Origin of the sequence: Nocardioides sp. NPDC023903 (assembly GCF_040639295.1) — a bacterium.
In the GTDB taxonomy this organism is placed as follows: Bacteria; Actinomycetota; Actinomycetes; order Propionibacteriales; family Nocardioidaceae; genus Nocardioides.
The window spans coordinates 44,235-68,843 of the sequence record NZ_JBEZZS010000002.1 but is presented as its reverse complement, the minus strand read 5'-3'; the positions used below and the strand labels follow the sequence as shown (position 1 = coordinate 68,843).

The following is a 24,609-nucleotide window of genomic DNA, read 5'->3' as shown; positions in this document are numbered from 1 at the left end:
CGGGCGAAGCCGGAACGGCGTGCGAGCACGCCGGTGGCCGGAGCGCGACCCGGTGAGGGCGCGCTCCGGCTGTTCGCGAAGGGAGAGGTGGCGGCCGGTCAGCCGCGGAGCTCGTCCATGTTCTGGTAGCTCAGCTTGGCGAAGGCCAGGGACTGGCCTGGGTTCATCGCACCGCCGGGCGCGGTGTCCTGCTCCCACATCGGGTTGTGGTAGCCGCGCGCCGGCATGTCGCCGAAGAAGGCCTGGTAGTCGATGTCGCCCTCCCCGAACGGCGCCATCACATAGCCGTTGGCCTGCGTCTCGTCCTTCTTGCCGTCCTTGGCGTGGAACAGCGGGAAGCGCATCGGCGCGGACTTGACGACCTCGAGCGGGTCGAAGCGGTCCTCGACGAGACTGCCGTCGGCAGCGGTGTAGGTGTGGTGCTTGTACTGGGCGACGTGCGCCCAGTAGATGTCCATCTCCAGCGAGACGTAGCCGGGGTCCGTGTTCGCCAAGAACCACTCCAGCCGGCGCACCCCGGACGACCGGGTCGGGCGGCCCAGCGCGTCGGTGGGTCCGCTGTCCAAGAGGAAGCTGTACGCGATGTCGTGGTTGTGCGTGTAGAGCTTGAGCCCGTGTCCGGCTGCTCGCTCGCCGAGGATGTTCCAGCGATCGGCTGCGGCCTGCCAGTCGGCCAGGTAGGCCGACCCGGTGGGATCGCTTCCGGTCCCGATGTGCCTCATCCCCAAGATGTTCGCGATCTCGCACGCCGCGTCGAACGAGGCCAGCGACGCATCGGTGATCGTGGAAGGGACCGACCCGTGGTTCCCCTCGGCCTCGAGGCCGTTGTCATCGAGCCACATCCGCAACTGGTGTGCGCCATCGATGTTGTTGACGTTGCCGCCGGGAGCGTTGGCGTTCTGGTTGTAGCCTGCGAACTCGATCTGCCGGTAGCCGATCTTCGACAGCTCCTCGAAGACCGCCTTGAACCCCGAGGCGTACGGGCTGGTGGCCGGGTCGCGGCTGATCGCGTCGCGCACCGTGTAGAGGATGATGCCGCGCCGCGGCCGCGGGATCAGCAGCGCGTCGGCTGCTGCGGATCCAGCGAGAGGGACACCGCCGAGGGCGATTCCCGCCGCGGCCATGCCTGTCGTGGCCGCCAGCAGCTGCCGACGGTTGAGCCCGAGCTTGCGTGCGATAGCCGGAACCTCGTGGTTCGCGGCAGGGGTGGGACGGTTGCGCATCAGTGCTCCTTCGGGAGGGTGAAGCCAAGTGAGCCGCAACTGTGACCTGCGTCACGTTGTGCGATCGTCAACTTACGGTTTCAGCCAAGCACCAGTCAATAGTCCAAATTCACCATGCGAAAGTATGCAAGTTTCTTTCGAAAGTCCCTTAGGGTCTATCGGGATGCCCGGCGCACGAGGCGCGGGGCGAGGCACTGCACGGACCGCGATCTCGCGGCGCCGAGCCAGAGTCCGGCGCCGTAGGCGAGGTCATCGAGGCGGCGACCTAGGAGGGTCGTGGGCCGGACGTCGGTCTCATGGAAGGCGACGGCGGTGTCGACGACGAGCGCGACGAGCACCATCCGGCGTGCGGTGCGACTGAACAGACAGGCGACCAGCGTGAGCGGCCACCAGTGACGCAGCAGGAGCGCTGACTCCTGGCGCAGCGACCAGCCGAGTCCTCTCACGGCGAGGCGGGAGGCGAGGCCACGGCGGCCGGGTACGTCGGGAAGGGCATCCGAGACGACGCGGCTGCCCCAGACCAGCGAGGCGAGCGCCGCGGGCGCCGACCACCAGCGGCCGGCGAGGATCGCGGCTCCGGCGGCGGCCATGGCCGGGGAGAGTACGGCCGGGGCGATCGCGTCCCCGTGGCGGCGCCCGAGCTCGGCACCCCCGGTGCCGTAGACGAGCTTGCGGCCGAGCCAGCCGCGTACGGTGCCGCGGACCTCGTGCAGAGCCTCGAGATCCGGCGCGTAGCGGACCCCGTGCCCGGCCTCGACCAGGCGCCAGACCAGGTCGACGTCCTCGCCCACGCGCAGGTCGCCGGCGAACCCACCGACCTCTCGCAGGGTCGAGGTGCGGGCGACCAGGCAGGCCGACGGGAGCCAGCCGACGGCCGCGCCGGGGCGCACCGAGCAGGCTCTGGTGCCCAGGGAGAGCGAGGAGGCGGCCATGTCGTGGCGTTCGAACCACGCCGGCCGAGCCTTGTCGCTGTGCCCTCGCACCAGCGGCCCCACCAGCGCGACCCGAGGGTCCGCGAGATGACCGGCCAGCTGCGCGAGCATGTCCGGGGCGGCGGTGACGTCGGAGTCGACGAAGGCGACGTAGGTCGTGTCGACCTGGGCGAGTCCGGCGTTGCGGGCGCCGGCGGGTCCCAGGTTGTCGGTCAGCGCGAGGAGGGTGGTGCCGTGGCGACGTACGACCTCCGCGACGGCGTCCGGGTCGCGGGAGGCGTCATCGACGACGATGACGCCGAGCCCGCTCAGCGCGGCCAGAGAGCGGTCGAGGAGCTCGGGCCGGTCGTGGGCCGGGACGATGACCGTGAGCTCGGCCGGGTCGACGGGCGCCAGGCCCGCGGGATCGGCGAGGTTGCCGTCGAGCAGGTGGCGAGCGACGAGTTCGGAGGTGGCATCGTGGACCTGCACCTGCCTGCCGGCCACCCGGTCGGCAGCCGCGGACGCCAAGCGCATGGACCGCAACGGGGAGCCTCCTACCAGCGACAACCCACCGTCCGCCGTCGGCAGGAGACGTACGTCATCGCGCACCCGCACCGTGAACCCATGCGGCAGCGTCATCCGTTGTGTCATCCGCTGAAGCCTCCGTCAGCGGCGACGACCGAGCCGTTGAGCACCGCCCCGGCAGGCGAGCAGGCGTGTACGACGGTGGCGGCGACCTCGTCGGGCGTGAGCGGGCGGCGCAGGAGCTGGTGTGCGGCGAGGTCGTCCGGGCCGACCCCGTAGAGGTCCGCGGTCGCGGCGAGCATCGCGGTGTCGGTGGAGCCCGGTGAGACGGCGCAGGCGGTCACGCCCGTGCCGGCCAGGTCGGCGGCCAGGCCTCGCACCAGACCGACCACGGCATGCTTCGCGGCGTTGTAGGCGGCGAGGTGGAACAGCCCGCGCGAGCCCGCGGCGGAGGCGAGCGCGACGAACCGGCAGCCGCTGGGATCGGGCCCGGCGAGCATCGCCGGGACGGCGGCCGCCGCGGTGTTCCAGACCCCGGCGACGTCGATCTGCCACTGCAGGGCGAGCGAGGTGTCTTCCCACAGCGGGCGTCCGCCGGCGATCACCGCCGCACCTGCGACGGCGATGTCGAGCCGACCCCACCTCTGTTGCGCGGCATCGACCGCGGCGGTCAGCGCCGCTGGGTCCCGTACGTCACCGACGACCGGTTCGACCCAGCCGGTCGGCAGCGAGGCGACCAGGGTGTCCAGGTCGGCCTTCGTGGCCTGGGGATAGCCGGCCGGAGAGTCCTCGCCCGCGCACCAGTCGAGCGCGACGACGCGTACGCCCTCGGCCACCAGACCGCGCACGGTCGCCGCGCCGATCCCGCGCGCGGCGCCGGTCACCAGCGCCACCCGTCCCGCCTCGACACTCATCGTGCCGCCGCTCCCATCCGGAGACGGTCATAGGCACCGACGACCATCGCCTCGAGGATGCGCTTGCCGTGCTCGGCGCTCGCTCCGGTCGGGTCGCCGAGAATGCCGTTGGCTGAGACCGCTTCGACGCCGCCTGCCCGCATCGCCGGCAGCAGCTCGGCGATCGGGCGGGTGTTGCCGGGGACGGCCTGCCGCAGACGTACCCGTTCGGGGGCCAGGTGCAGCATGAGCGAGGTCTCGGTGTGGCCGGCGTGCGGATCCGCGTCCGGGACCTGGCAGGGCACCCAGGAGACCTCCCTCCCCTCGGCGCGAAGGACGGTGACGGCGGCCGTGACCGCGTCCAGGTTGCCGCCGTGACCGTTGACCAGGACGACCCGGGAGGCCCAGGTGGTCAGCGAGCGGCCGAGCTCGACGAGGACCGAGGTCAGCACCGCGGTCCCGATCGAGATGGTCCCGGGAAACGACTGGTGTTCCCCGCTGGCACCGATCGGCACCGCCGGGGCGGCGGACGCGCCGATGAGCGGGGCGAGCTCGTCGGCCACCGCGGTCGCGATCACCGTGTCGACGTCGAGGGGCAGATGTGGGCCGTGCTGCTCGGTGGACCCCACCGGCACCAGGACCGCGCCGCCCGGCACGATCTCCGGCCAGGGACGGTCGACCAGGCTCACGGCCGGTCCAGTGGGCGGCCCAGGGCGAGCTCGAAGCCGTCGGGGATCACCAGGTCCTCCGGGGTGAGGTCGTGGATGGAGGCCTTGCCCATGCCGAGGACCGCGGAGTCGAGGCCGTTGCGGAGGATGTCGAGGACGTTCTCGACGCCGGCCTGACCGTTGGCACCCAGGCCCCACAGGTAGGCGCGCCCGACCATCACCGCACGTGCACCCAGGGCGAGCGCCTTGGCGACGTCGGAGCCGCGGCGTACGCCGCCGTCGAGGAGCACCTCGATCTGGTCGCCCACCGCGGTGGCGATCGGGGGCAGTACCCGAATGGTGGCCGGGGTGCCGTCGAGGTTGTTGCCGCCGTGGTTGGAGACCGAGATCGCGTCCACACCCGCGTCGACCGAGCGCAGCGCGTCGTCGACCCGGCACACGCCCTTGAGCATGAACGGCTTGCCTCCGCTCAGCTCCTTCCAGGTGCTCACCATCCAGGCGACGTCGTCCCACGACGGCGGCGGCGTGGTCATCCACTCGTAGTAGGCACCGAAGAACGTGGGCGGCTCCCCCAGGCTGCCGTCGTCGGCGATCGGTGCCAGGTTGGGGGCGGTCAGGTCGGGAATGCCGCCGCTGCGGGCGTACGCCGCCAGCCATCTCCCCCGGCTCATCACCTGGGGCGCGAACCTGAGCATCGCGGAGAGGTCGACCTTCTCGGGGATCTCGGGGCTGCCCCAGTCACGGCCCATGGAGAAGGACCAGTCGAGGGTGGCGATCAGCGCCTTCGCCCCGGCCGCGTGGGCCCGGCGCATCCGGCGGATCATCACGTCGCGGTCGCCGGTCCAGTACATCTGGAAGAACGTCGCCGCGTTGGCCGCCACGACCTCCTCGACCGACTTCGAGGCGAAGTTGGACAGCCCCATCACCGTGCCCCGGGCCGCCACCGCCCGCGCGACCGCGACCTCACCGTCGGGATGGACTGCCTGTACGCCGGTGGGCGAGATGATCACCGGGAACCCGATCTCCTGGCCCAGCACCGAGGTCGCCAGCTCGCGCTTGTCATGGTGGCCGGCCACATGCGGCGCCAGCCCGAGATCGGCGAACGCCTGCTGGTTGTCCGCGATCGTCTGGCCGCGCTCCGAACCGGCCAGCAGAGCTGCGTACACGGGCTTCGGCAGCCGCTTGCGGGCACGCTCCTGCGCCACCGCGACGGACTCGAACCACGGGTTCTGCTTCCAGGGGTTCTTCCAGGCCATGTCTCTTCTCGCTTCTGTTCTCAAAGGTCAGTTGCGTGCGAAGCCGGCCAGCGGCGACTCGGCGCACGCACTCACCGGCGGGCTCACGGGTGGGGCCAGATCCGAGTTCGGACGCCGTCGGGAGAGCGTCAGCAGCACCGGCGCGTTGCGGCTCGGGGTGCTGCGGGAGTGGTCCTGACCGACCGCGGGAATGGTCCGGGCACCGGCCAGCGCAGTCTCGCCGTACCCCTGGACGCACTCCGGGTCCGGCCCATCCAGCGGCAGGCCGGTGAAGAACTTCGCAGCCATGCAGCCGCCGCGGCAGGAGTCGTAGTGGGCGCAGCCCGAGCAGGCCCCACCGGTCTGCGGCTCACGCAGCTCCTGGAAGAGCGCCGAGGTCTTCCACACCTTGTCGAAGCCGCCGTCGGTGAGCAGGTTGCCGGCCAGGAACTGGTCGTGGATCGCGAACGGACAGGCGTAGACATCCCCGACAGGGTCGATCAGGCACACCACCCGGCCGGCGCCGCACAGGTTGAGCCCCGGCAACGCACCGCTGCCGTCCTCGGGCCCGAAGGCGGCCAGATGGAAGAACGAGTCGCCGGTCAACACGTCCTCGCCGTTGGCGACAAGCCACTCATAGAGCTCCCGCTGCTGCTCAGGCAGCGGGTGGAGCTCGTCCCACACATCGGCGCCGCGGCCCGAAGGACGCAGCCGGGTCAGCCGCAGCGTCGCCCCGAACCGGTCGGCGATCGCCTTGAACTCGTCGAGCTGCCCGATGTTCTCCCGGGTGCAGACCACGCTGAGCTTGGCGTCGCGGAACCCCGCCTCGTGCAGGTTGCGCAGCGCGGTGATCGCAGTGTCGTAGGACCCCGTCCCCCGCACCCGGTCGTTGACCTCGGCCGTTGCCCCGTCGAGCGAGATCTGGACATCCACGTAGTCGCTCGCGGCCAGCCACCGCGCCCGCTCCGGCGTGAGCCGAACGCCGTTGGTCGAGAACTTCACCCCGACATCGTGGGCGACGGCGTACTCGACCAGGTGCCAGAAGTCGGGACGTACGGTCGGCTCGCCACCGCCGATGTTCACGTAGAAGACCTGCATCCGCTGCAGCTCGTCGATCACCGACTCGCACTGCTCGGTAGTCAGCTCACGCGGGTCGCGCCGGCCGCTGCTCGACAGGCAGTGCGCGCACTCCAGATTGCACGCATACGTCAGCTCCCAGGTCAGGCAGATCGGCGCATCCAGGCCGAGCTCGAAGTGCTCCACCAGCTTCATCACAGGCTCCTCACGTCACGGGACGGATCATGTCGGTCCGGGCCAGGCCGGAGAGCGCAGCGACGTACGCAGCGTGCTGGCCCTCCGGCACCCCCGATGCCACGAGCGCACCGCGCACGTCCGGGTGCGACCCCAGGGCACGTACGACCGCCACCAGCTCGGGACGCTTGAGGAAGGTCAGCTTCCGGTTCCCGAAGTGGTAGGCCAGCGCCCCGAAGGGTTCGGGCCGCAGCTCGACCGACGGCGACAGCGCCCACGCGCTCTCCAGCGTGACGAGCATCAGTAGACGCCGCACATGCCGTCGATCGAGACCTCCTCGATCAGCGACTCCTCGGTCAGGGCCTCGTCCACGACCTGGGTGTTCTCTTCAGGGTTCATGACAGCTCTCCTTCATCTCGGGTGACGCACAACACATTAATGACACTCAAGGTCAAAAAGATAGAGGTTGTCTCGAACCTGGAACTCTTTTGCCGTCGGCGCGCCTGAGGCGGCTGATAGATTCCGACGAATGCCGACCAGCCCCGCTCCCGCGACGCGGCGCAGCTCGCTCCGCGGACGCCCCGCCGCGACCACGCACGCGGAGATCGAGCAGGCCGCCTTCCGGCTCTTCGTGTCCAGGGGCTTCGAGGCCACCACCCTCGACGACATCGGCGAGGCGATCGGGGTCGGCAGGCGCACGATTACCCGCTACTACCCCTCCAAGAACGACATCCCCTGGGGTCAGTTCGACCGCACCCTCGACGGCTTCCGCGAGATCCTGCACGCCATGCCCGCCGACCTCCCGCTGCACGAGGCGATCCACCGCGGCGTACTCGCCTTCAACGACTTCCCCACCGACGCCAGCCCCAGCCACCGCGACCGGATGCGCCTGATCTTGACCACCCCGGCGCTACAGGCCCACTCGGTGCTCCGCTACGCCAGTTGGCGCGAGGTCATCGCCGAGTACGTCGCCGAGCGCACCGATGGGCGCCCCGACGACCTCCTCCCCCAGACCATCGGCCAGGTCTCCCTCGCCCTCGCCCTGACCTCCTACCAGGCATGGCTCGCCGACGAGGACGCCTCGCTCCCCGACCTGCTCGACGCGACGATGGCCCATCTGCGGGCCTACGTCACGACGTGACGTCGGCACAGCGCAGCATCAAGCCCTCTTCGACCTAGTCCGCGAAGACGTACGGCTTCGGGGCCGGCTCGCGTTGCACCCTGGGGTGGAGCGCGAGCTCCCGGGCGATCGTCGCGTCCAGAGCGGCCAGGTCCGTGGCGAAGGTGACCGGATCGACCCCCGCCATGAACGTCCTGCGGCACGTCGAGGGGGCGATCCGAGCTGGATCCGCCGGCCCGTCATGTGTGAGCGCGTCAAGGGCCAACGCATAGCCCACCGGGTCGTAGGTCGCGATGGCGATGTGCTCGCTCGCAAGGTCTGCCGGGCAGACGTCCTGGATCGCGACGTTGGTGATCCGCCCTCCGCCGCCGTGGAGGCTGGAGGTGCCGGTGTCGTCCAGGTTCGGCTGCACGAACTCGTCCGTGCGGGTGTAGATGTTGGTGTAGGAGATGCCGGGGAAGGTCTCTTGGCCCGAGTTCATCGCCTTGATGTATTCCGAGTCGGGAAGTTGCTGATGCAAGGAGGGGGCACAGCCCAGAGCCGGTGGACACAGGGCGTGGATCAGCGGGCTCCCATGGTTGGTCGCGCCGAAGGCGATGTACTCGTCGACCATCTGCCGTAGGTCTGGCCAGAAGCGCAACGCGAAGCGAGGCTCAGTGCCGCCTTGACTGTGTCCGAGGATGTCCACCTTGCGGCCGCTGATCCTGTTCACGTGACGGATCGCGTAGACGACGTACTCGGCCGAAACTTGGGCGTCGGTCATGGCGTTGCCGGGCAGGGTGACGGCACAGTACGGGAACCCGAGGTCATCCAGTGCATTGAACCAGTTCCAAGCGAACTCGTCCGGAGTCAATGTGGTTCCGGGCACGAACAGGGCCACCTCCCTGGTCGCACGGGTGGCGTTGGCAGTGCATTCGACGCTGGCGGCGAGCTTCGCGGCGGGCACCTCGAGGGCTGGGCCCGGGCGGTCGACGGGAGCGTAGCCCTCGGCATCAGCACCGACGGAAACCGTGGGATCGGCTCCGGCAGGGCCGACGCCGAGCGACAGCATTGCCATCGTGACGACGGCCGTCATGGCTGCCTTGACCCGTGCCTGACGCATGTTCGACCTCATGATCCGACCTCTCCGTTGGTGTCGTGGTCCGCGCTGGAATGCCTTTCGTGAACGACGCCCAGAAGGGCCGCGATGGCCAGCGCCGCCTTGTCGGGATTCGGGGGTTCGCCAGTGATCTGGTCGGAGTAGATGAACGACTCGCAGATACGCGCGATCACGTAGGCGAGGTCGCGCACGGGTAATAGGCCAGTTGCCCCCGAAGCCACGTTCTCCTTGACCAGGAGCTCCTCGAAGGCACCGATCAGCCTGTGCTGGAAGCTGCTCGCCTGCGTGGTCAGGAGTCGCAGGGCGCGTTCGCGCTCGCGTCTGAGGTAGACACCGAAGAACTCTGCCTCGGTGACCGCCACGACGAACCCCGCGATGGCATCGGAAACCCTCTCGGCTCCCTCTCCTTCGGCAGCGTCGAACGCTCGGCGCAGCGTCGGCTCTGCGACCGACCAGATCACCTCTCCCAACAGCTGGTCACGGTTCCCGACCCAGCGAAAGAGCGTGGCCCGGTCCACTCCGAGCGTCGAGGCCAACCCCTGCATGTCCACGCGCTCTCCGGCAATGAATGCCTTCCTGGAGATGTCGAACGCCATCAGCGGCCCGGTCCGGTCTGCCGCCTTGGGGCCATGCAGGCTCCGCGACAACCTCGTTGTGCGAGGACGTTCGCCCGGCGCCGACATCGCGGGCTCCTTTCAGAGGGTGGATCTGCAACATATCCAGATTCAATGCAGAAATGCAATGATCTGGAGAATGTTGCATGTCCACGTCAGTCGTCAAGCAGAGTCGGCTCCGAAAAGAGGTAGATGCTTCGTCGCCCGCGTGACGCGGTTTCGCGGCCCCGCGACGATGAGTGCCGCGATGTCGAGATCGGCTTCGTCCGTATCGGCCAGACTCGCCAGGTACACCTCATAGGTGCGGGCGCGACGGGCGGTCTCGGTGAGCGACAGCGCCACCAGGCGTTCGTCGATGTTCGCCGCACGGAACAGCCGCGTGAGTTCCTTCTCGCCGGCCGCCAGCACCGGTACTGGCGTGGTGACGATGCCGCCATAGCTGGTTCCGGAAGCATCGGCGCCACCCGCCCCCAAGGGGAGTTCGAGCAGAGAACCGACGCTCGCCCCTAGCACGGTGCCCGCATTGACGGCCTGCCCCACCGGCAGGTCCTCACGGACCACGAGTACGACGCGTTGGGCAGGCGGGGCAGCAGGGCTGCTCATGCCATCTCCTTCAGCCGACGCGCGGCGATGTTGCGGGCGGTAGCCTGCGGGGTGATCGCCACGTCGCGTGACTCTGCAAGGATCTCCGCCGTGGTGGCGCCGATCGCGGCGACGCGACTGGCCGTCTCCTGCTCGTCCAGGCCCATCTCCTCCCGGCAGACCGCGTGAATGATGCCGCCCGCACTCGCGACGACATCAGGCACCCAGGTGGTGCCGTTCTCATGCAAGATCGAGGCGACACCTTCGTCTGTGAGCTGGTTGTTGGCCGGACCGACGACCAGCCGAGATCGACATGCGCGAGCGCTCTCTGGAGACAGCAAGCCACCGACCGCGGCCGGCACGAGGATGTCGAGGTCCTCGTCGAGAAGGTCGCCCCGTGCCCAGGCCAGGCCGGCGGCTTCGACATCGTCGCGCCGCCGCTGATTCGCCTCAGCCACCGTCACCGTGCATCCACGTGACGCCAGCGACTCGGCGACCAGACTGCCGACGCTGCCATAGCCGATGATCCCGACCCGAAGCCCTGACAGTGAGCTCGTCGAGAAGACGTGCTCCGCGCCGGCGACCAGGGCCGCGATCACTCCCTGCGCCGTCGCGTTGCTCGAGTTGCCGCTGCCTCCGCTGGCCTCGGGGCGGCAGAAGGAGAGGCCGCCAGTCAGCTGGTGGATGGCGTCCATGTCCTCTGGGGTCGAGCCGATGTCTGGACCGGTGATGTAGGTCCCGCCGAGTCCGGTGATGACGTCGGCGAGGTCCTCCAGGACCAGGTGACGTACATCAGCGTCGTGGAGATTCCCTGGATCCATCACGACGGCCTTCCCACCACCGTGCGGGAGCCCCGCCAGCAAGCACTTCTCGGTCATCGCAGCAGCCAAGCGCGTCGCGTCGGTGATCCCGTCGCGCCAGTCGGGGTAGGACTTGATCCGGCATCCGCCGATCGCAGGGCCCGCCTGCGTTGAATGAACGGCAACGGCGATGGCGACATCAGAACGAGGACCGCGCTCGACGCGCAGCACTTCATGATCGAAACGGGTGGATTGAAGGTCTGATCGGCTCATAGATAGAAGTCTGGACGGTTCACCCGGTCATGCGGTGGCCGTCGGCTATATGATCGGAAAATGAGCGAAACTCCGAACCTTGATCGGACCGATCGCCGGATACTGGAAGCGCTCCAGCGAGACGCCAGGATCCCGATGCGCGAGCTGGCCGCGATCGCAGGCGCTGCGCCCTCAACATGCTCCGAGCGCGTACGTCGGCTCGAGTCCCGAGGCGTGATCACGGGCTTCCACACGGCCGTGGACCTCGGGGCCCTCGGCCGGTCCGTCGAGGCGATGGTGTTCACCCAGGTACGACCACTGAGCCGCGACCTCATCGACCAGTTCCACAATGACGCGCTGGCGATGCCCGAAGTGATGGCGGTCTTCGTGCTCGCCGGGGGTGATGACTTCCTCCTGCACGTCGGGGTCCGTGACATCGCCGCACTGCACTCCTTCCTGGTCGACAATCTCAGCAGCCGCCGTGAAGTCGTTCAGTTCCGTAGCTCCATCGTCTACGGCCACGGGCGCAAGGAAGCTCTCGAAGACCTCACTGAAAGCAGCAGCTGACGCGCTGTTGACTCTGACCAGCAGCGGTGTTCGGGGTCGAGGCATCTGGCGTGCACGAGGTTCGGAAGATGTACGCGAATCGGAAACGGCGGTGCGCCCACGAAGCTTGCCTGGCCGGCGCACCGCCTCCGATTGTCGAGAAGTGCTATGTCAGCTCTAGGTCGGCAGCCTCGTCTACCGTCGGGTCCTGCTTGGTCTCCATCAGGCTCGTACTGCGGGTCTCAGGCCCGAAAGCGAGCGCTATCAAGGTCAGAGCAGTGAGCAGGGACATGTACGCCACAACGGCCCACCAGTGGCCGGCCCAGGCCAGGACAGCGGTGGCAACCAGGGGGAGGAATCCACCGGCGAGCACGGAGCCGATCTCCCGTGCGAATGCAAAGCCCGACAGCCGTGTCTTGGTGCTGAACAGCTCTGCGAAGTAGGCCGCCTGAGGCGCCAGCATGGCGGGGTACAGGATGCCGAGGCCGACCACCATGGCGAACATGACCAGCAACGTGTTGCCGGTATCCAAGATGACGAAGAACGGCACCAGCCATACGAGGGACAAAGCCGCCCCCAGGGCATAGACGGGCCGCCGCCCCACACGGTCTGAAAGGATCGCGAAGATCGGAATCGCAGCGAGCTGCACCGCGGATGCGACAACGACCGCGAGCAGGGTGGTCTGGCGTGACAATCCGACCTCGTTGATGGCGTACGCCACTGCGAACACGGGGAACAGGTAGGCGAAGCCGTTCTCGGCGAATCGGGCGCCGACCACGACCAGGAAGCTGCGCGGGTTCTCCTTCAGCACCGCGAACACCGGCGTCTTGGCCGGCTGGACAGCGCCTTGCCGCTCCAGCTCTCGTGCGTTCTCGAATGCGGGGGTCTCATGGATGTGTCGACGGATGAAGTAGCCGACGAAGAGCAGGGCAAAGCCGAGGAGGAATGGAACCCTCCAGCCCCAGGCACGGAACTGGTCATCGGGAAGAAGGACCACGAGCTGGAAGATGCCGGTCGACAGCAAGGTCGCGAGCGCGAACCCCATCGGCGCCCAGGCTCCAGCGGCCCCGCGCCGGGACTGGTTGCCATGCTCGACCGACATCACCACGGCACCCGCATATTCGCCGCCCGCCCCGAAGCCCTGAAGGAGCCGCAGGAGAATGAGGATCACGGGCGCCCAGACGCCGATACTGGCGTACGTGGGAAGCAGCCCGATCAGGGTGGTGGCCACACCCATGAGCACGATCGTGAGGAGCAGCATGGCGCGCCTGCCGATCCGATCCCCCAGGTTTCCGAGCACCAGTCCGCCCAACGGCCTGGCAAGGAATCCGATCGCGTAGGTGGCGAATGCGGCCAGGGTGCCCGCCGCAGCGCTCACGCTGGGGAAGAACAGCTCGTTCAGGATCAACGCGGCCGCGGTCCCGTAGATCAGAAAGTCGTACCACTCCAGGGTGGTGCCGACGAGCGCCGCGATCCCCGCTTTACGAGCCTGTGCCCGTTGCGCGTCGCTGAAGGTGGAATCAGAACTCATCATCTTCTCCTGTTTGATGGGGCGAACTCATCCGCGGCCTGTGGGGCGGCGCAGCACTGCACCGGTCTGGACGGGGCCGACAAGAACGGCGTACTGACCCAGCCAGCCCACCTCGTCCTTGCTGTCTGATGCGCGAACCGGCGCCCCATCGCGTACCGGGTCGACATCCAGGGACCGGGCATCGAGATCGATTCGGATCTGGTCGCCATCGCCGACGCCGGCCAGCGGGCCGCCGTCTGCTGCCTCCGGCATCACCTGTCCTACCACCAGACCGTGGTTGAGACCGGAGAGCTCACCGTCGGTGACCACCGCGACCTGCCCGCCGAGTCCGGCGCCGTTGAGGGCTGCGACGAAGCTGGCCGCGAAGACGGTGCCGGGTCCTCCGCGGGGGCCCATACCCCGCAGCACGATCACTTGGCCGGGCTTGACCTCGCCACGGCCGAGAGCGTCGATCGCGGCGTCTTCACCCGCGAACACGCAGGCGGGGCCAGTGAACTGACGGCGGGCCGCGCCCACACCCGCGACCTTGACGATCGCACCGTCGGGGGCCAGCGACCCCCGCAGGATCAGCAACCCGGGCTCGGGCCTGATGGGGTCGGTCAGCTCGTGAAGCACCTGTCCGTCAGCCTGCTGCGCGTCGGCCGCGAGCTCGGCGACGGTTCGCCCCGACACGGTGAGCGCCTCACCGTGCAGCCGAGGCAGCAGGGTGCGGAGAACGGTCTGGACACCGCCGATCCGGTCCAGATCCCAGACCTGGTCGGTGCCGTTGGGGCGAATGGCCGCCAGCTGCACCGCGTCACGGCCATGGCTCTCGAAGGCACCGACGACGTCGATGTCGAGATCAGCCTCGGCGGCAACGGCCGCGAGGTGGCGCATGCAGTTGACCGACCCTCCCAGCGCGAGGGCGACCTCGATCGCATTCTCGACCGCCTCCCGGGTGAGCACCTTGCGCGCGGTCAGCTGCTCGGCGACCATCTCGACGATCCGCTCGCCGGCCGCCACGGCCCGCTCCAGCATCGACGGAGAGTTGGCGCGGGTAGGCGCAGAGCCGGGCATGGTCATCCCCAGCGCCTCGGCGAGGCAATGCATCGTGTTGGCGGTGGCCAGTCCGGCACAGACTCCGGGGCCCTCGATCGCACTGTCGGCCAGGGCGCCGAGCTCCTCGACGCTCATCTCTCCGGCGGCGACCGGGCCCACCGATTCATAGACGGTGTCGATGTCCACCGAGCAACCCGAGAAGGTGCCACCACGCTGGTAGCCGCCGACCACGACTACGGCAGGCAGGTCGAGCCGTGCCGCGGCCATCAAGTGGGCGGGCGTGGTCTTGTCGCACGAGGAGAGCAACACCATGCCATCAAGCACCGCCCCCTCCACCGCGGCCTCGATGTCGTTGACGATCAGGTCGCGGGTCGGCATCAGGTAGCGCGCCTTGCGCCCGGCGCTGGTGACGAAGTCGCTCGGTGCGGTCGTACGGATCTCCAGCGGGAGCCCGCCCGCCCTGTGAACCGCCTCGGCCACCGTACGGGCGACGTCGTCGAGGTGTGCGAAGCACACCGAGAGCCGAGACGATGTGTTGACGATCGCGATCTTGGGACGAGCCTGTTCTTCCGGCGTCATCCCCATCGCCGTCCACTGGGCACGCCGTACCGCCCATCGGGTGGTCCCTGGCTCGAAGTTGCTGCGCAGCTCGGTCATAGTGCACTTCCGTTCTTGGTCATGGCCGCACGGACGTCGGCTCCGGGGATGTCTCGGTATCGCATCTCGCTAGTCAGGGAGAGCACTGAGGCCACGGCGGCCGCGTGCCCGTACTCGAAACACTGCGCAGTCACCCGAGCCGAGGCCAGCGCCTCGTGCTCGGCACTCAGGCACCGTCCAGCCACGATCAGGTTCTCCCCGGTCGCAGGAACCAAGGTCAGATACGGCACCTCGTAGACGTCGTCGAGCAACCACTCCAGCTTGGGCTGGTTGCCGCTGTGCAGCTCGATCGGCCACGGCGAGCGGGCGATGCCGTCGGGGAACTTGCGAGCCTCGACCACATCGGCGTTGCGTAGCGTCTTGGCTCCTACGATGGTTCGGGTCTGCCGAATGCCCGCCTCCACCCCGGTGTCGACCACGTGGCTGGCCTCGCAGCCGGGGACATGCTGCTGGAGGAACCGGGCGTACTCGCGGACCTGGCGGCGACCGACGATCTCAGCCTCGGTGAAGTCGGCGGGGTCGATCACGTTCAGCATCCGTCCGTCCCGCCCCGACAACCGGGTGGCGTTGACCATCAGCTCGCCAGGACGGGTGGTGCGAAAGACCCAGATCTTGTCGCGGGGCAGATCCAGCCCCTCGTCCCGTGCCGCGCGGATGGCCTCGGTGACCGCGGGGGGACAGATCGTGTCCTCACCGTAGAAGTCCCAGAACCGGTCGGTGTCGACGTTGCCGATGCGGAAGAACATCGTGGGGTTCTGGATCCTCCCGGCATCGCCGAATCGGTAGTCGTGGCCGGCGCGGGCGGCTACGGCGCCGTCTCCCGAGGCGTCGATCGTTCGGGCGGCGCGGATCATCGCCCGACCGGCGCTGGACTCGACCACCACCCCGGCGTGGGTCTCGCCCTCGAGAAGAACCCCGACGACGGTGGTGTGCAAGAGCAGCTGAACACCCGCGGCTTCCAGCATCTGATCGGCGACCTCGCGCCAGACCAGCGGATCATGGGCGACGGTCCAGGTCTTTCCGTACCGTTGTGGTCCGCTCAGCCCGCCCCGCTCCTCCAGGCCGCGACGGAACCTCTCGGCGAACCCGAACACGACCTGCTTCGGGCCATCAGAGCCGTCCGATGCCAGATACAGCCCGCACACGGTTCCGGACATGCCGGCCACGGCCGCGCCGCCACAGAAGCCGTACTTCTCGACCAGCATCACCCGGAGGCCGGCCTCGGCTGCGACCGTGGCTGCGGCCACCCCCGCGGCGCCGCCGCCCACGACAAGCACGTCCACCTCCGCCAGCACCGGGAGATCTCCATCCCGCGATTGGTCAGGCGTGAGCTTCCAGCGATCATCCGATATATCGGTCATGTATCCGTTGTAGACCGGCATGAGGTAATGTGTCAACCGTCACAACGGCACAATGAGACTCCGCGGGAGAAGTCGGAGCGGGGAAACCTCGGGAAGGAGCGTCCATGACGGCACAGGAGAGGCCGAACAAGGCCGATCAGGCGTACAACCAGCTCGAGGAGATGATCACCTTTCAGGAGCTGCCGCCGGGCGCGATGTTGTCCGAGGCTCGTCTGATGCAGGTCACCGACCTCGGGCGGACCCCAGTTCGGGAGGCACTCCAACGCCTCGCCCGTGAGGGCATGGTTGAGATTCACCCCAGCCGGGGCGTGTTCGTGTCCCCGATCACCGTGGAGGCACAATTCAAGATGCTCGAGCTTCGACGCCCTGTCGAAGAGCTCGCGGTGCGACTGGCCGCGCAGCGCGCAGACCCCGACCAGCGCGACGAGATGTACGAGCTGGCCGACAGGTTCGATCAGTACGAGGGTGCCGATCTCAAGGCGTTCGGGGCCTTCCTCAAGCGAGCCCACCGGGTCACCGTGCGTGCCGCGGGCAACGAGTATCTGCTGTTGGCCATGGCCCCGCTCCAGGGTCTGTCCCGACGCTTCTGGTTCGGACAGCTCCGCGACCCAGCGACCGAGCTGAGCCTCGCCGCGGAGCTTCACGCCAACGTACTTCGCGCTACCGGCGACGCCGACCCCGACAGAGCATCGAAGGCATCCCTGGCCTTGAACGACTACCTCGTCGAGTTCACCTACTCCACGCTCAAGCGCCCGCGCTCACATCTTCCGAGCGATGGGGCGTGATCTCCCCAGCCTGACGGCGGGCGATGGCGAGGTTGCCCTCGATGAGGTCGCGGAGCTGTGAGCGGGCGGTGATCCCCAGCTTGGGGAAGCTGCGGTAGAGGTGCGAGCTGACCGTGCGCGGGGAGAGAAAGAGCTTCTCGCCGATCTCGCGGTTGGTCAGTCCGCGAGCGGCGAGCCTGATGATCTGCTGCTGTTGCGGGGAGAGCTCGGCGAGCTCGTCGGGGGTCGAGGCCGCGACGTCGATGCCGGCGGCGCGCGACTCGGCTCGGGCGCGCTCGATCCACGGGCGGGCGCCCAGGCGCCGAAAGATCTCCAGGGACTCGGTGAGCGGGACTCGGGCCTCTGCGATGCGGCGACGGCGCCGCAACCATTCGGCGAGGTCGAGCAGCGTCTGGGCGCGTTCGAAGGGCCAGTGCTCCAGCACCGGGTCCGCCAGCGCCGCCCGGTAGTGCGGCTCGGCGTCCTCGGGATCTGCCAGGAGGCCGCGGGCTCTGCCGATCAGTGCGCGAAGGCGGGGTGAGGCGTTGTCGGCGAGCGCGCGAGCGGAACGCTCGACGATCGCGGTGGCCTCCTCGCCCCGGCCCGTGCGTACAGCGGCGGCGGCCAGATCCGCAAGGGCTGGATAGGAGGCGTGATAGTGCAGGGGCGCACCGTCTGATGTGAAGACCATGCGGAGCTGGTCGTACGCCGCCTCGTGCGCACCTTCCGCGACGGCCGCGGCGGCGAGTGCACGACGGGCATAGACGGATACCGAGCGGCTCTCCAGCGGGTCGATGAGGGCGAGCGCGTCATCGGCCCGGGCGCGGGCTGCTGCCGCGTCCCCCTGATAGGCCAGCACGACGGCATCCACCGCGGCCGCACATGCCACTGCGTGGTCCAGGCCGACCGCCGATGCGACCGCGCTGCTGCGGGCACAGGCCTCTCTGGCCCGTCCCCACCTTCCTTGTTCCACATAGCTCCAGGCTGCCGCGCCGCCCAATCCCTCCGGCAGCGGCCCGAGCGACCCCCAGCGGTCGAAGGCCTCGTCGAAAGCCCGGACGGCCTGCGGAGTCTCGTCCAGCAGCCACGCCATGATGCCGAGAGAGGTGAGCTGGTCGGGCCGGCGTTCCGCCTCGGCGGCCATCTGCCGGAGCCGGGAGAGAAGCGCTGTCCTGTTGTCGAAGGGGTCCGACACTGTCCGCACCCAGGTGCGCAGCCATGCGTGCGACGCGTCCTCGGGATGGTTGTCCAGGGCGTCCTGGATGCGGCGCCGATGGGCGTCATCTCCGGAGTAGTAGCCGACCACGGCGGCGTCGGCCAGCAGGTCCAGCGCGGTGGCAGGCTGCGTGAGAGCCAGCTGCTCCGCGGTGTCGGTCAGTCGGGAAGAGACCACGGAATGGCGCACGGTCAGCGCCGCCAGCCGTCCGACCTGCACGGCGGCACGAGCCAGGAGCGACGCGTCGTCGGTACGCGCGCGTGCCGCCGCCGCCAGCTCCTCCACCCAGCCGAGGTCACCGGTGAGCGCGGCCGCCGTGGCGGCCTCGACCAGCAGTCGGGCACTGTCGTCGGGCCGCAGTGCGAGTTCCGCGGCGCGTTGCAGCGCCTTGGCCGCGGCGGCATGACCACCGCGGCGGCGGGCCCGTTCGGCGGTCTGCTCCAGTTCCACAGACACGGCCGCGTCTGGGCGAACAGTCGCAGCGGCCAGGTGCCAGGCGCGTCGATCCGGCTCGTCCCGCAGGGCCTCGGCGAGCGCAAGGTGGGCCTCGCGCCGGGCGGCGAAGGATGCGGCGTGATACACCGCGGACCGGGCCAGCGGGTGGCGGAACCGAAGGTCCCGGCCGGTCCCCAGGACCAGCCCGGCCTGCTCGGCGGGCAGCCATGCGTCGTCCTCGACGTTCGGCAGCACGGCCGGGACCGCGATCGCGGAGTCGACGGCGTCCATGGCTGCCAAAAGCAGCAGTGCCTGCCTGGTGGAGGGCGGCAGCTCGTCGAGGCGGGTGGCGAAGATCCGCTCCAGATGGTCGGTCAGCGGGAGCGGACCCGCCGACGCCGGCCCCGGGCCGTACGCGGTGGCCGACCTCGCCATCTCGGTCAGTGCCAACGGGTTGCCGCCGGCCTGGTCGAGGATCTGCGTCCTGGTTCGGCCGGTGGGGCTCTTCGGCTGCATATCCAGCAACTGGATGGCCGCAGCGTGATCGAGCGGGCTCAAGGTGAGGGTCGGCACGTGACGGTCGAATCCGACGAGATGATCGCCGACGCGGGCCGCGATCAGCACCGTGACCGGTTCCCCTGGCAGGCGTCTGGCGGCGAAGGAGAGGGCGTCCAGAGAAGCACGGTCGCACCACTGAGCGTCATCGAGCACCACGAGCACGGGATGCCGCTCGCCGAGCGTGGAGAGCAGGGTCAGGACGGCGACCCCGATCAGCATGAGGTCGGGCCCCGCCGTCGCCGGTCCCGTGCCGAAGGCATGGTGCAGCGCCGCGCGCTGCCTCTCCGGCAGCCGGTCCACCTCAGCCATGACCGGTTGCAGCAACTGATGCAGTGCGGAGAAGGCAAGGCTCAACTCCGACTCGCTACCCTGCGCGCGCAGGACGCGGACGCCGCTTGCTGTGGCCCGACGCGCCGCGTGCTCCAGCAGCGTGCTCTTGCCCGCGCCCACGTCGCCGACCAGCACCACGACCGGATCGGCTGATGGCGAGTCCATGGCACGAAACAGGTGTGCCAGCTCTGCGTCGCGGCCGATGATCAGCTCCCCCGGACCCGGCTCCGGTCTCGTGACGGCGCCGAGTTCGCCTGTGTGCCCGTCCATGGAGTCTCCAGGGATTGTCGCTCCACGATCGGAGCCTTGCGTTGACCACCCAAGGCTACAAGCGGCCGGGCCGTGACCTGTGCAGGTGCAGTCACCTGACGGATACCGCGCGCACTGGAGCGTGCATACGGTTCCAGGAAAGCCTCCGATCTCCCAAGGAAGTCTCATGGAACAGATCAATCTCGGCGACGTCACGATCACTCGGGTCTGGGAGTACTACGGACCCGTTGAGATGACGCCCGACACCTTCTTCCCTGGAAGTCCCCAGGAAATCTGGGAAGACGGCGCCTCCGGGCTGACCCCGTTCTTTCTCGATCCCGAGACCAACATCGTGAACAGCGCGATCCAGACGTGGCTGCTGCGCAGCGAGGGCAAGACCATCCTCGTCGACACCGGGGTGGGCAATCACAAGGAGCGCCCGTACGCGCCGGTCTGGAGTCGTCTCGAGACCGACTTCCTGGCCAATCTCGCCCGGGCCGGCGTCGCACCCGAGGATGTGGACATCGTGGTCAACACGCATCTCCACATCGATCACGTCGGCTGGAACACGTACCTGGACGGGCGGCGCTGGGTTCCCACTTTTCCCAACGCCACCTATCTGATGCCGAAGGACGACTTCGACTTCTGGAATCCCGAGAACGGCCACAAGCCGCTGCTCGGCCGCGGTAACCAGAACGTCTTCGAGGACAGCGTGGCACCCGTGCACGAGGCCGGCCAGACGCTGCTGTGGGAAGACAGCTACCAGATCGACGCCGACCTGCGCTTGGACTCGGCTCCCGGACACACCCCCGGCTCCTCCGTGCTGACCCTCGCCTCCGGGTCGGACCGCGCCGTGTTCGTCGGCGACCTGCTGCACAGCCCGGCGCAGATCCTGGACCCGGAAACCAACAGCTGCTTCTGCGAGGACCCCGTCGGCGCCCGCGCCACCCGCCGCAAGCTTCTCGGCTGGGCGGCAGACAACAACGCACTCGTGATCCCCGCACACCTCGGCGGCCACGGCGCCGCGGAGGTGGTACGCGACGGAAGCAGGTTCGCCATCAAGGACTGGGCCCCCTTCACCCCCTACTCCGAGCAGGCTGAGGCCCGCGGAAGGACATCGCTGTGAACCACCACCCCGACCCCGTCGTGAGCACCGCCCAGGGAGCGGTCCGCGGCCGGCGCCAGGACCACACCACCGCGTTCTTGAACATCCCCTACGCAGCCCCTCCTCTAGGTGCCGGTCGATTCGCGCCGCCGCAGCCGCACGAGTCCTGGGACGGCGTACGGGACGCCACCGAGCCCGGCCCCAACGCGCCGCAGTCCGAGCGCAAGCTCGGAAGCGTGGACATGTCGCCCTACTTCGGCGCCGGTTGGAGCCATGGCGAGGACTACCTCACCGTCAACGTCTGGACGCCCGCATCCGCGGGCGACAACCTGCCCGTCATGGTGTTCGTGCACGGCGGCGGATTCGTCGCCGGATCGACGCGATCCACGATGTACGACGGCTCCGCCTTCGCCCGCGACGGGGTCGTCCTCGTCACCCTCAACTACCGGCTCGGTATCGCCGGGTTCCTCGACCTTCCCGGAGCGCCCGCCAACCGCGGCCTGCTCGACGTCCTCGCCGCGCTGCACTGGGTCCGGGAGAACATCGCCGCCTTCGGCGGTGACCCCCGCAACGTCACCCTCTTCGGCCAGTCGGCGGGGGCAACCATCGTCGGCGGCGTACTCGCCGCCCCCGAAGCGACGGGCCTCTTCCGCCGGGCGATCGTCCAAAGCGGCAGCGGGCTCGGGGCGTTCACGACCGAGCAGGCTGCCCGCGTCACCAAGGCCGCGGCCGAGGCCTTGGGCGTCGAGCCCCACGTCGACGCCTTCGCGGACATCTCCGACGAGCGTCTGGTCGAGGCCGCCTCCCCGCTCGCCGGCATCGACCTGCAGACCGAGACACACCACGACCCGCTGGTCGGCCTCAGCCCCTTCAGCCTGGTCCTCGACACGCAGCCCGCCGAATCCGTCGCCGCCGGGGTCAACGCCGATGTCGACCTGCTCATCGGCACCAACACCGAGGAGGGAAACCTCTACCTGGTCCCCGTGGGCAAGTACTCGACCTCGACCGCAGCGGACATCGACGACGTGGCGGCCCGCGCGCACCCGGAGCCGGTGCAGCTCGTCGAGACGTACCAGAAGGCACGGCCCGAGGCGTCCTTCGGCGAGCTACGGTCGGCCATCATGGGCGACGCGCTGTTCGGCGCGGGCAGCTGGGCCCTCGCCGGCGCACACGCGGCCCACCCCGAGTCCGCGACCTTCAGCTACGAGTTCGCCTGGCGGTCGCAGGCTCTGGACGGAGAGCTCGGCGCCACGCACGCAGTGGAGCTCCCCTTCGTCTTCGATCTCGCCCAGCTCCCCCAGTTGCAGGGTGCCAACGCGCTGCTCGGCCCAGACAAGCCCCCCGCGGAGCTCGCCGCCCGCATGCACGACGCCTGGATCCGCTTCGCCAGGACCGGCGACCCCGGCTGGGACCCGTACGACACCGAGCGCCGATCAACGATGCGCATCGACTCCGAATGGACCCAGGTCGACGACCCCCGCAGCCAGGAACGTCAGGCCTGGATCTGATCCGCCGTACATCCTCTGGGCGTCACATCGTCGCCGCGAGCAATGTCGCCTGACGGATTGCTCGCTTGGCGTCGAGCTCCGCTGCCTCGTCTGCTCCCCCGATGAGGTGGGGCGTGATTCCGAGCGCGAGCAGCCGGTCGTACAGGTCGCGGTTGGGCTCTTGACCCGCGCAGACGATGATCGTGTCGACGGCGAGCGTCCGGGGTCGGCCGCCGTCCTCGACGTGGAGGCCTTGGTCGTCGATGCGGACGTACGTCACACCCGACATGCTCCGGACACCGCGGCGGGCCAGCTCTGCCCGGTGGATCCATCCGGTCGTGACACCGAGGCCGGCACCTACCTTCGACGCCTTCCGCTGCAGCAGGTACACCTCGCGCTCGACCCGCTCTTCCACCGCCGTCGCGAGGCCACCGGGTGTCTCGAAGCTGGGGTCAACGCCCCAGACACCGAAGAATCTCCCGCGGTCCAAGCTCGCCGGAGACCCTTCCTGAGTGATGAACTCCGCGACGTCGAAACCGATGCCGCCGGCGCCGATGATCGCGACCGCGCGTCCGACTTCGACCTCACCTCGGAGGACGTCGAGGTAGGAGACGACCTTGGAGTGGTCGGCGCCCGGGATGTCGAGCGGCCGCGGCCTGATCCCGGTCGCGAGGACGACTTCGTCGTAGGCAGCGTGGCAAAGCTCTTCTTCCGTGACGTTTTCGCCCAACCGGAGGTCGACACCCGACAGAGGCAGTGCGTTGCGGAAGTACCGCAGTGTCTCGCTGAACTCTTCCTTGCCGGGGATACGCCGGGCGATGTCGAACTGGCCCCCGATCACCGGCTCGGAGTCGTAGAGCACCACTTCGTGACCCTTCTGCGCGCTTGCCAGAGCGAACGCCATCCCAGCCGGACCAGCACCGACAACTCCGATGCGGCGTCGCCTCGGAGAGATCGACAGGTCGATCAAGGTCTCGTTGCATGCCCGCGGGTTGACCAGGCAGCTCGTCATCTGGCCGCTGAGCGTGTGGTCGATGCACGCCTGGTTGCACCCGATGCAGGTGTTGATGAGCTCCGGTTGGCCGTCCCTAGACTTCGAGACGAAGTCCGGGTCAGCGAGGAACGGACGGGCCATCGACACCATGTCTGCCGCACCCGACGAGAGGATCTGCTCGGCAACGTCGGGAGCGTTGATCCGGTTGCTGGCGACCACCGGAATGCCGACGTTGCCCATCAAGCGTTCCGTCGCCGTCACGAATGCCGCACGCGGGACCGAGGACGCGATGGTGGGCACCCGAGACTCGTGCCAACCGATGCCGGTATTGAGAATCGTCACGCCTGCGGCCTCCAGCTCCTTGGCGAGCTCCAACGTCTCCTCGATGGTGCAACCGCCAGGCACGAGGTCGAGCATCGACATCCGGAACATGACGATGAACTCTTCACCGACCCGTTCGCGGGTCCTGCGCACGATCTCGATCGGGAAACGCATACGGGCCACGAAGTCACCGCCCCACTCGTCGTCCCGAAGATTGGTGCTCGACGCCAGGAAGGTGTTGATCAGATAACCCTCTGAACCCATGATCTCCACGCCGTCATATCCAGCCTGCTTCGCGAGGACCGCCGCCTGTGCAAAGTCCTCGATGGTCGATTCGACCTCGCCGGTACTCATTGCTCGCGGGGTGAACTGGTTGATGGGGGCTCTCACTGCGCTCGGCGCCACCAGATCTGCATGCTTGGCATAGCGGCCGAAGTGGAGGATCTGCATGACGATCCGACCGCCTGCCTCATGAACGGCGCGGGTGATGACCTGATGCTCGTCCACATCCTGCTCGGTCGTCATCGTCGCGCCGATCTCGAACGGCCGACCAGCATGGTTGGGGGCGATACCTCCGGTGACCATCAGGCCGACACCACCGCGAGCGCGCTCGGCGTAGAACGCCGCCATTCGCTCGAACCCGTCCGGCGCCTCTTCCAGACCCAGATGCATCGAGCCCATGACAACGCGGTTCGGAAGGGTCGTGAAGCCCAGTTCGATGGGTGACATGAGGTGCGGATAGCGGGTCATTGCACGTTTCTCTCTGCTTGGCCCCGAGCGCCAGGGCGAACTGTTTTTCACTGGTTCTGCATCAAGCGCAGGATCGACCAACCGACTGCCG

22 protein-coding genes are annotated in these 24,609 nt (G+C 68.6%); 5 read left to right on the top strand and 17 right to left on the bottom strand.

Annotated elements, in window-relative coordinates:
* Positions 1-98 precede the first annotated feature (98 nt).
* From AB0F44_RS03840 to mftA, 8 genes are all read right to left on the bottom strand, one after another.
* Positions 99-1,223, bottom strand: coding sequence for a sugar phosphate isomerase/epimerase family protein (locus AB0F44_RS03840; RefSeq protein ID WP_357352836.1), 1,125 nt, complete (start codon positions 1,221-1,223; stop codon positions 99-101).
* A gap of 155 nt (positions 1,224-1,378) precedes the next feature.
* Positions 1,379-2,788 (bottom strand): mycofactocin biosynthesis glycosyltransferase MftF, encoded by a 1,410-nt coding sequence (gene mftF / locus AB0F44_RS03835; RefSeq protein ID WP_357352834.1) that lies wholly within the window; start codon positions 2,786-2,788, stop codon positions 1,379-1,381.
* Positions 2,785-3,576 (bottom strand): mycofactocin-coupled SDR family oxidoreductase, encoded by a 792-nt coding sequence (locus tag AB0F44_RS03830; protein ID WP_357352832.1) that lies wholly within the window; start codon positions 3,574-3,576, stop codon positions 2,785-2,787. Before AB0F44_RS03830 ends, mftF begins: the two co-directional genes overlap by 4 nt.
* Positions 3,573-4,244: a mycofactocin biosynthesis peptidyl-dipeptidase MftE gene (mftE, locus tag AB0F44_RS03825; RefSeq protein WP_357352830.1), complete on the bottom strand. Its 672-nt coding sequence runs from the start codon at positions 4,242-4,244 to the stop codon at positions 3,573-3,575. The genes AB0F44_RS03830 and mftE overlap by 4 nt, the downstream gene beginning before the upstream one ends.
* The gene (mftD, locus tag AB0F44_RS03820; protein WP_357352828.1) at positions 4,241-5,479 is read right to left on the bottom strand and encodes a pre-mycofactocin synthase MftD; all 1,239 of its coding nucleotides are present in this window, start codon (positions 5,477-5,479) and stop codon (positions 4,241-4,243) included. The genes mftE and mftD overlap by 4 nt, the downstream gene beginning before the upstream one ends.
* 27 nt (positions 5,480-5,506) lie before the next feature.
* Positions 5,507-6,730 (bottom strand): mycofactocin radical SAM maturase, encoded by a 1,224-nt coding sequence (mftC, locus tag AB0F44_RS03815; RefSeq protein ID WP_357352826.1) that lies wholly within the window; start codon positions 6,728-6,730, stop codon positions 5,507-5,509.
* A 10-nt stretch (positions 6,731-6,740) separates the two neighbouring features.
* The gene (mftB, locus tag AB0F44_RS03810; RefSeq protein ID WP_357352824.1) at positions 6,741-7,010 is read right to left on the bottom strand and encodes a mycofactocin biosynthesis chaperone MftB; all 270 of its coding nucleotides are present in this window, start codon (positions 7,008-7,010) and stop codon (positions 6,741-6,743) included.
* Positions 7,010-7,108: a mycofactocin precursor MftA gene (mftA, locus tag AB0F44_RS03805; protein WP_179658722.1), complete on the bottom strand. Its 99-nt coding sequence runs from the start codon at positions 7,106-7,108 to the stop codon at positions 7,010-7,012. The genes mftB and mftA overlap by 1 nt, the downstream gene beginning before the upstream one ends.
* A 130-nt stretch (positions 7,109-7,238) precedes the next feature.
* Between mftA and mftR the strand changes: the two genes are divergently transcribed.
* Positions 7,239-7,850, top strand: a complete 612-nt coding sequence (gene mftR, locus AB0F44_RS03800; RefSeq protein WP_357352821.1) for a mycofactocin system transcriptional regulator — start codon at positions 7,239-7,241, stop codon at positions 7,848-7,850.
* Between the two features lie 34 nt (positions 7,851-7,884).
* Here the strand turns inward: mftR and AB0F44_RS03795 are convergent, their stop codons facing one another.
* The 4 genes from AB0F44_RS03795 to AB0F44_RS03780 form a co-directional block, all read right to left on the bottom strand.
* Entirely contained in the window at positions 7,885-8,931 is a 1,047-nt protein-coding gene (locus AB0F44_RS03795; RefSeq protein ID WP_357352819.1) for a hypothetical protein, read from the bottom strand.
* 8 nt (positions 8,932-8,939) lie between these two features.
* Complete coding sequence (locus tag AB0F44_RS03790) at positions 8,940-9,524, bottom strand: QsdR family transcriptional regulator (RefSeq protein WP_357352817.1); 585 nt, start codon at positions 9,522-9,524, stop codon at positions 8,940-8,942.
* Positions 9,525-9,704: 180 nt separating this feature from the next.
* Entirely contained in the window at positions 9,705-10,145 is a 441-nt protein-coding gene (locus tag AB0F44_RS03785; protein WP_357352815.1) for a DUF2000 domain-containing protein, read from the bottom strand.
* Positions 10,142-11,197: a Glu/Leu/Phe/Val dehydrogenase dimerization domain-containing protein gene (locus tag AB0F44_RS03780; RefSeq protein WP_357352813.1), complete on the bottom strand. Its 1,056-nt coding sequence runs from the start codon at positions 11,195-11,197 to the stop codon at positions 10,142-10,144. Before AB0F44_RS03780 ends, AB0F44_RS03785 begins: the two co-directional genes overlap by 4 nt.
* A gap of 60 nt (positions 11,198-11,257) precedes the next feature.
* Here AB0F44_RS03780 and AB0F44_RS03775 point away from each other — a divergent pair, with 60 nt between their 5' ends.
* Positions 11,258-11,743: an Lrp/AsnC family transcriptional regulator gene (locus AB0F44_RS03775; protein WP_357352811.1), complete on the top strand. Its 486-nt coding sequence runs from the start codon at positions 11,258-11,260 to the stop codon at positions 11,741-11,743.
* Positions 11,744-11,888: 145 nt separating this feature from the next.
* Here AB0F44_RS03775 and AB0F44_RS03770 read toward each other — a convergent pair whose 3' ends face one another.
* The 3 genes from AB0F44_RS03770 to AB0F44_RS03760 are packed head-to-tail and all read right to left on the bottom strand — an operon-like array spanning position 11,889 to position 16,243.
* Positions 11,889-13,253: an MFS transporter gene (locus AB0F44_RS03770; protein ID WP_357352809.1), complete on the bottom strand. Its 1,365-nt coding sequence runs from the start codon at positions 13,251-13,253 to the stop codon at positions 11,889-11,891.
* 27 nt (positions 13,254-13,280) lie between these two features.
* Positions 13,281-14,948 (bottom strand): dihydroxy-acid dehydratase, encoded by a 1,668-nt coding sequence (gene ilvD / locus AB0F44_RS03765; protein ID WP_357352807.1) that lies wholly within the window; start codon positions 14,946-14,948, stop codon positions 13,281-13,283.
* Positions 14,945-16,243 (bottom strand): FAD-dependent oxidoreductase, encoded by a 1,299-nt coding sequence (locus AB0F44_RS03760; protein ID WP_357352805.1) that lies wholly within the window; start codon positions 16,241-16,243, stop codon positions 14,945-14,947. Before AB0F44_RS03760 ends, ilvD begins: the two co-directional genes overlap by 4 nt.
* Before the next feature lie 170 nt (positions 16,244-16,413).
* Here AB0F44_RS03760 and AB0F44_RS03755 point away from each other — a divergent pair, with 170 nt between their 5' ends.
* Positions 16,414-17,094, top strand: a complete 681-nt coding sequence (locus tag AB0F44_RS03755; protein ID WP_357352803.1) for a GntR family transcriptional regulator — start codon at positions 16,414-16,416, stop codon at positions 17,092-17,094.
* Here the strand turns inward: AB0F44_RS03755 and AB0F44_RS03750 are convergent.
* Positions 17,054-19,882 (bottom strand): AAA family ATPase, encoded by a 2,829-nt coding sequence (locus tag AB0F44_RS03750; RefSeq protein WP_357352801.1) that lies wholly within the window; start codon positions 19,880-19,882, stop codon positions 17,054-17,056. The two genes, AB0F44_RS03755 and AB0F44_RS03750, sit on opposite strands and share 41 nt — an antisense overlap.
* Before the next feature lie 166 nt (positions 19,883-20,048).
* On the opposite strand from AB0F44_RS03750, the gene AB0F44_RS03745 reads away from it, so the two are divergent.
* Positions 20,049-20,987 (top strand): MBL fold metallo-hydrolase, encoded by a 939-nt coding sequence (locus tag AB0F44_RS03745; RefSeq protein ID WP_357352799.1) that lies wholly within the window; start codon positions 20,049-20,051, stop codon positions 20,985-20,987.
* Entirely contained in the window at positions 20,984-22,474 is a 1,491-nt protein-coding gene (locus AB0F44_RS03740; RefSeq protein WP_357352797.1) for a carboxylesterase family protein, read from the top strand. Before AB0F44_RS03745 ends, AB0F44_RS03740 begins: the two co-directional genes overlap by 4 nt.
* Positions 22,475-22,496: 22 nt before the next feature.
* Here AB0F44_RS03740 and AB0F44_RS03735 read toward each other — a convergent pair whose 3' ends face one another.
* Positions 22,497-24,518, bottom strand: coding sequence for an NADPH-dependent 2,4-dienoyl-CoA reductase (locus AB0F44_RS03735; protein WP_357353214.1), 2,022 nt, complete (start codon positions 24,516-24,518; stop codon positions 22,497-22,499).
* Positions 24,519-24,609 lie beyond the last annotated feature (91 nt).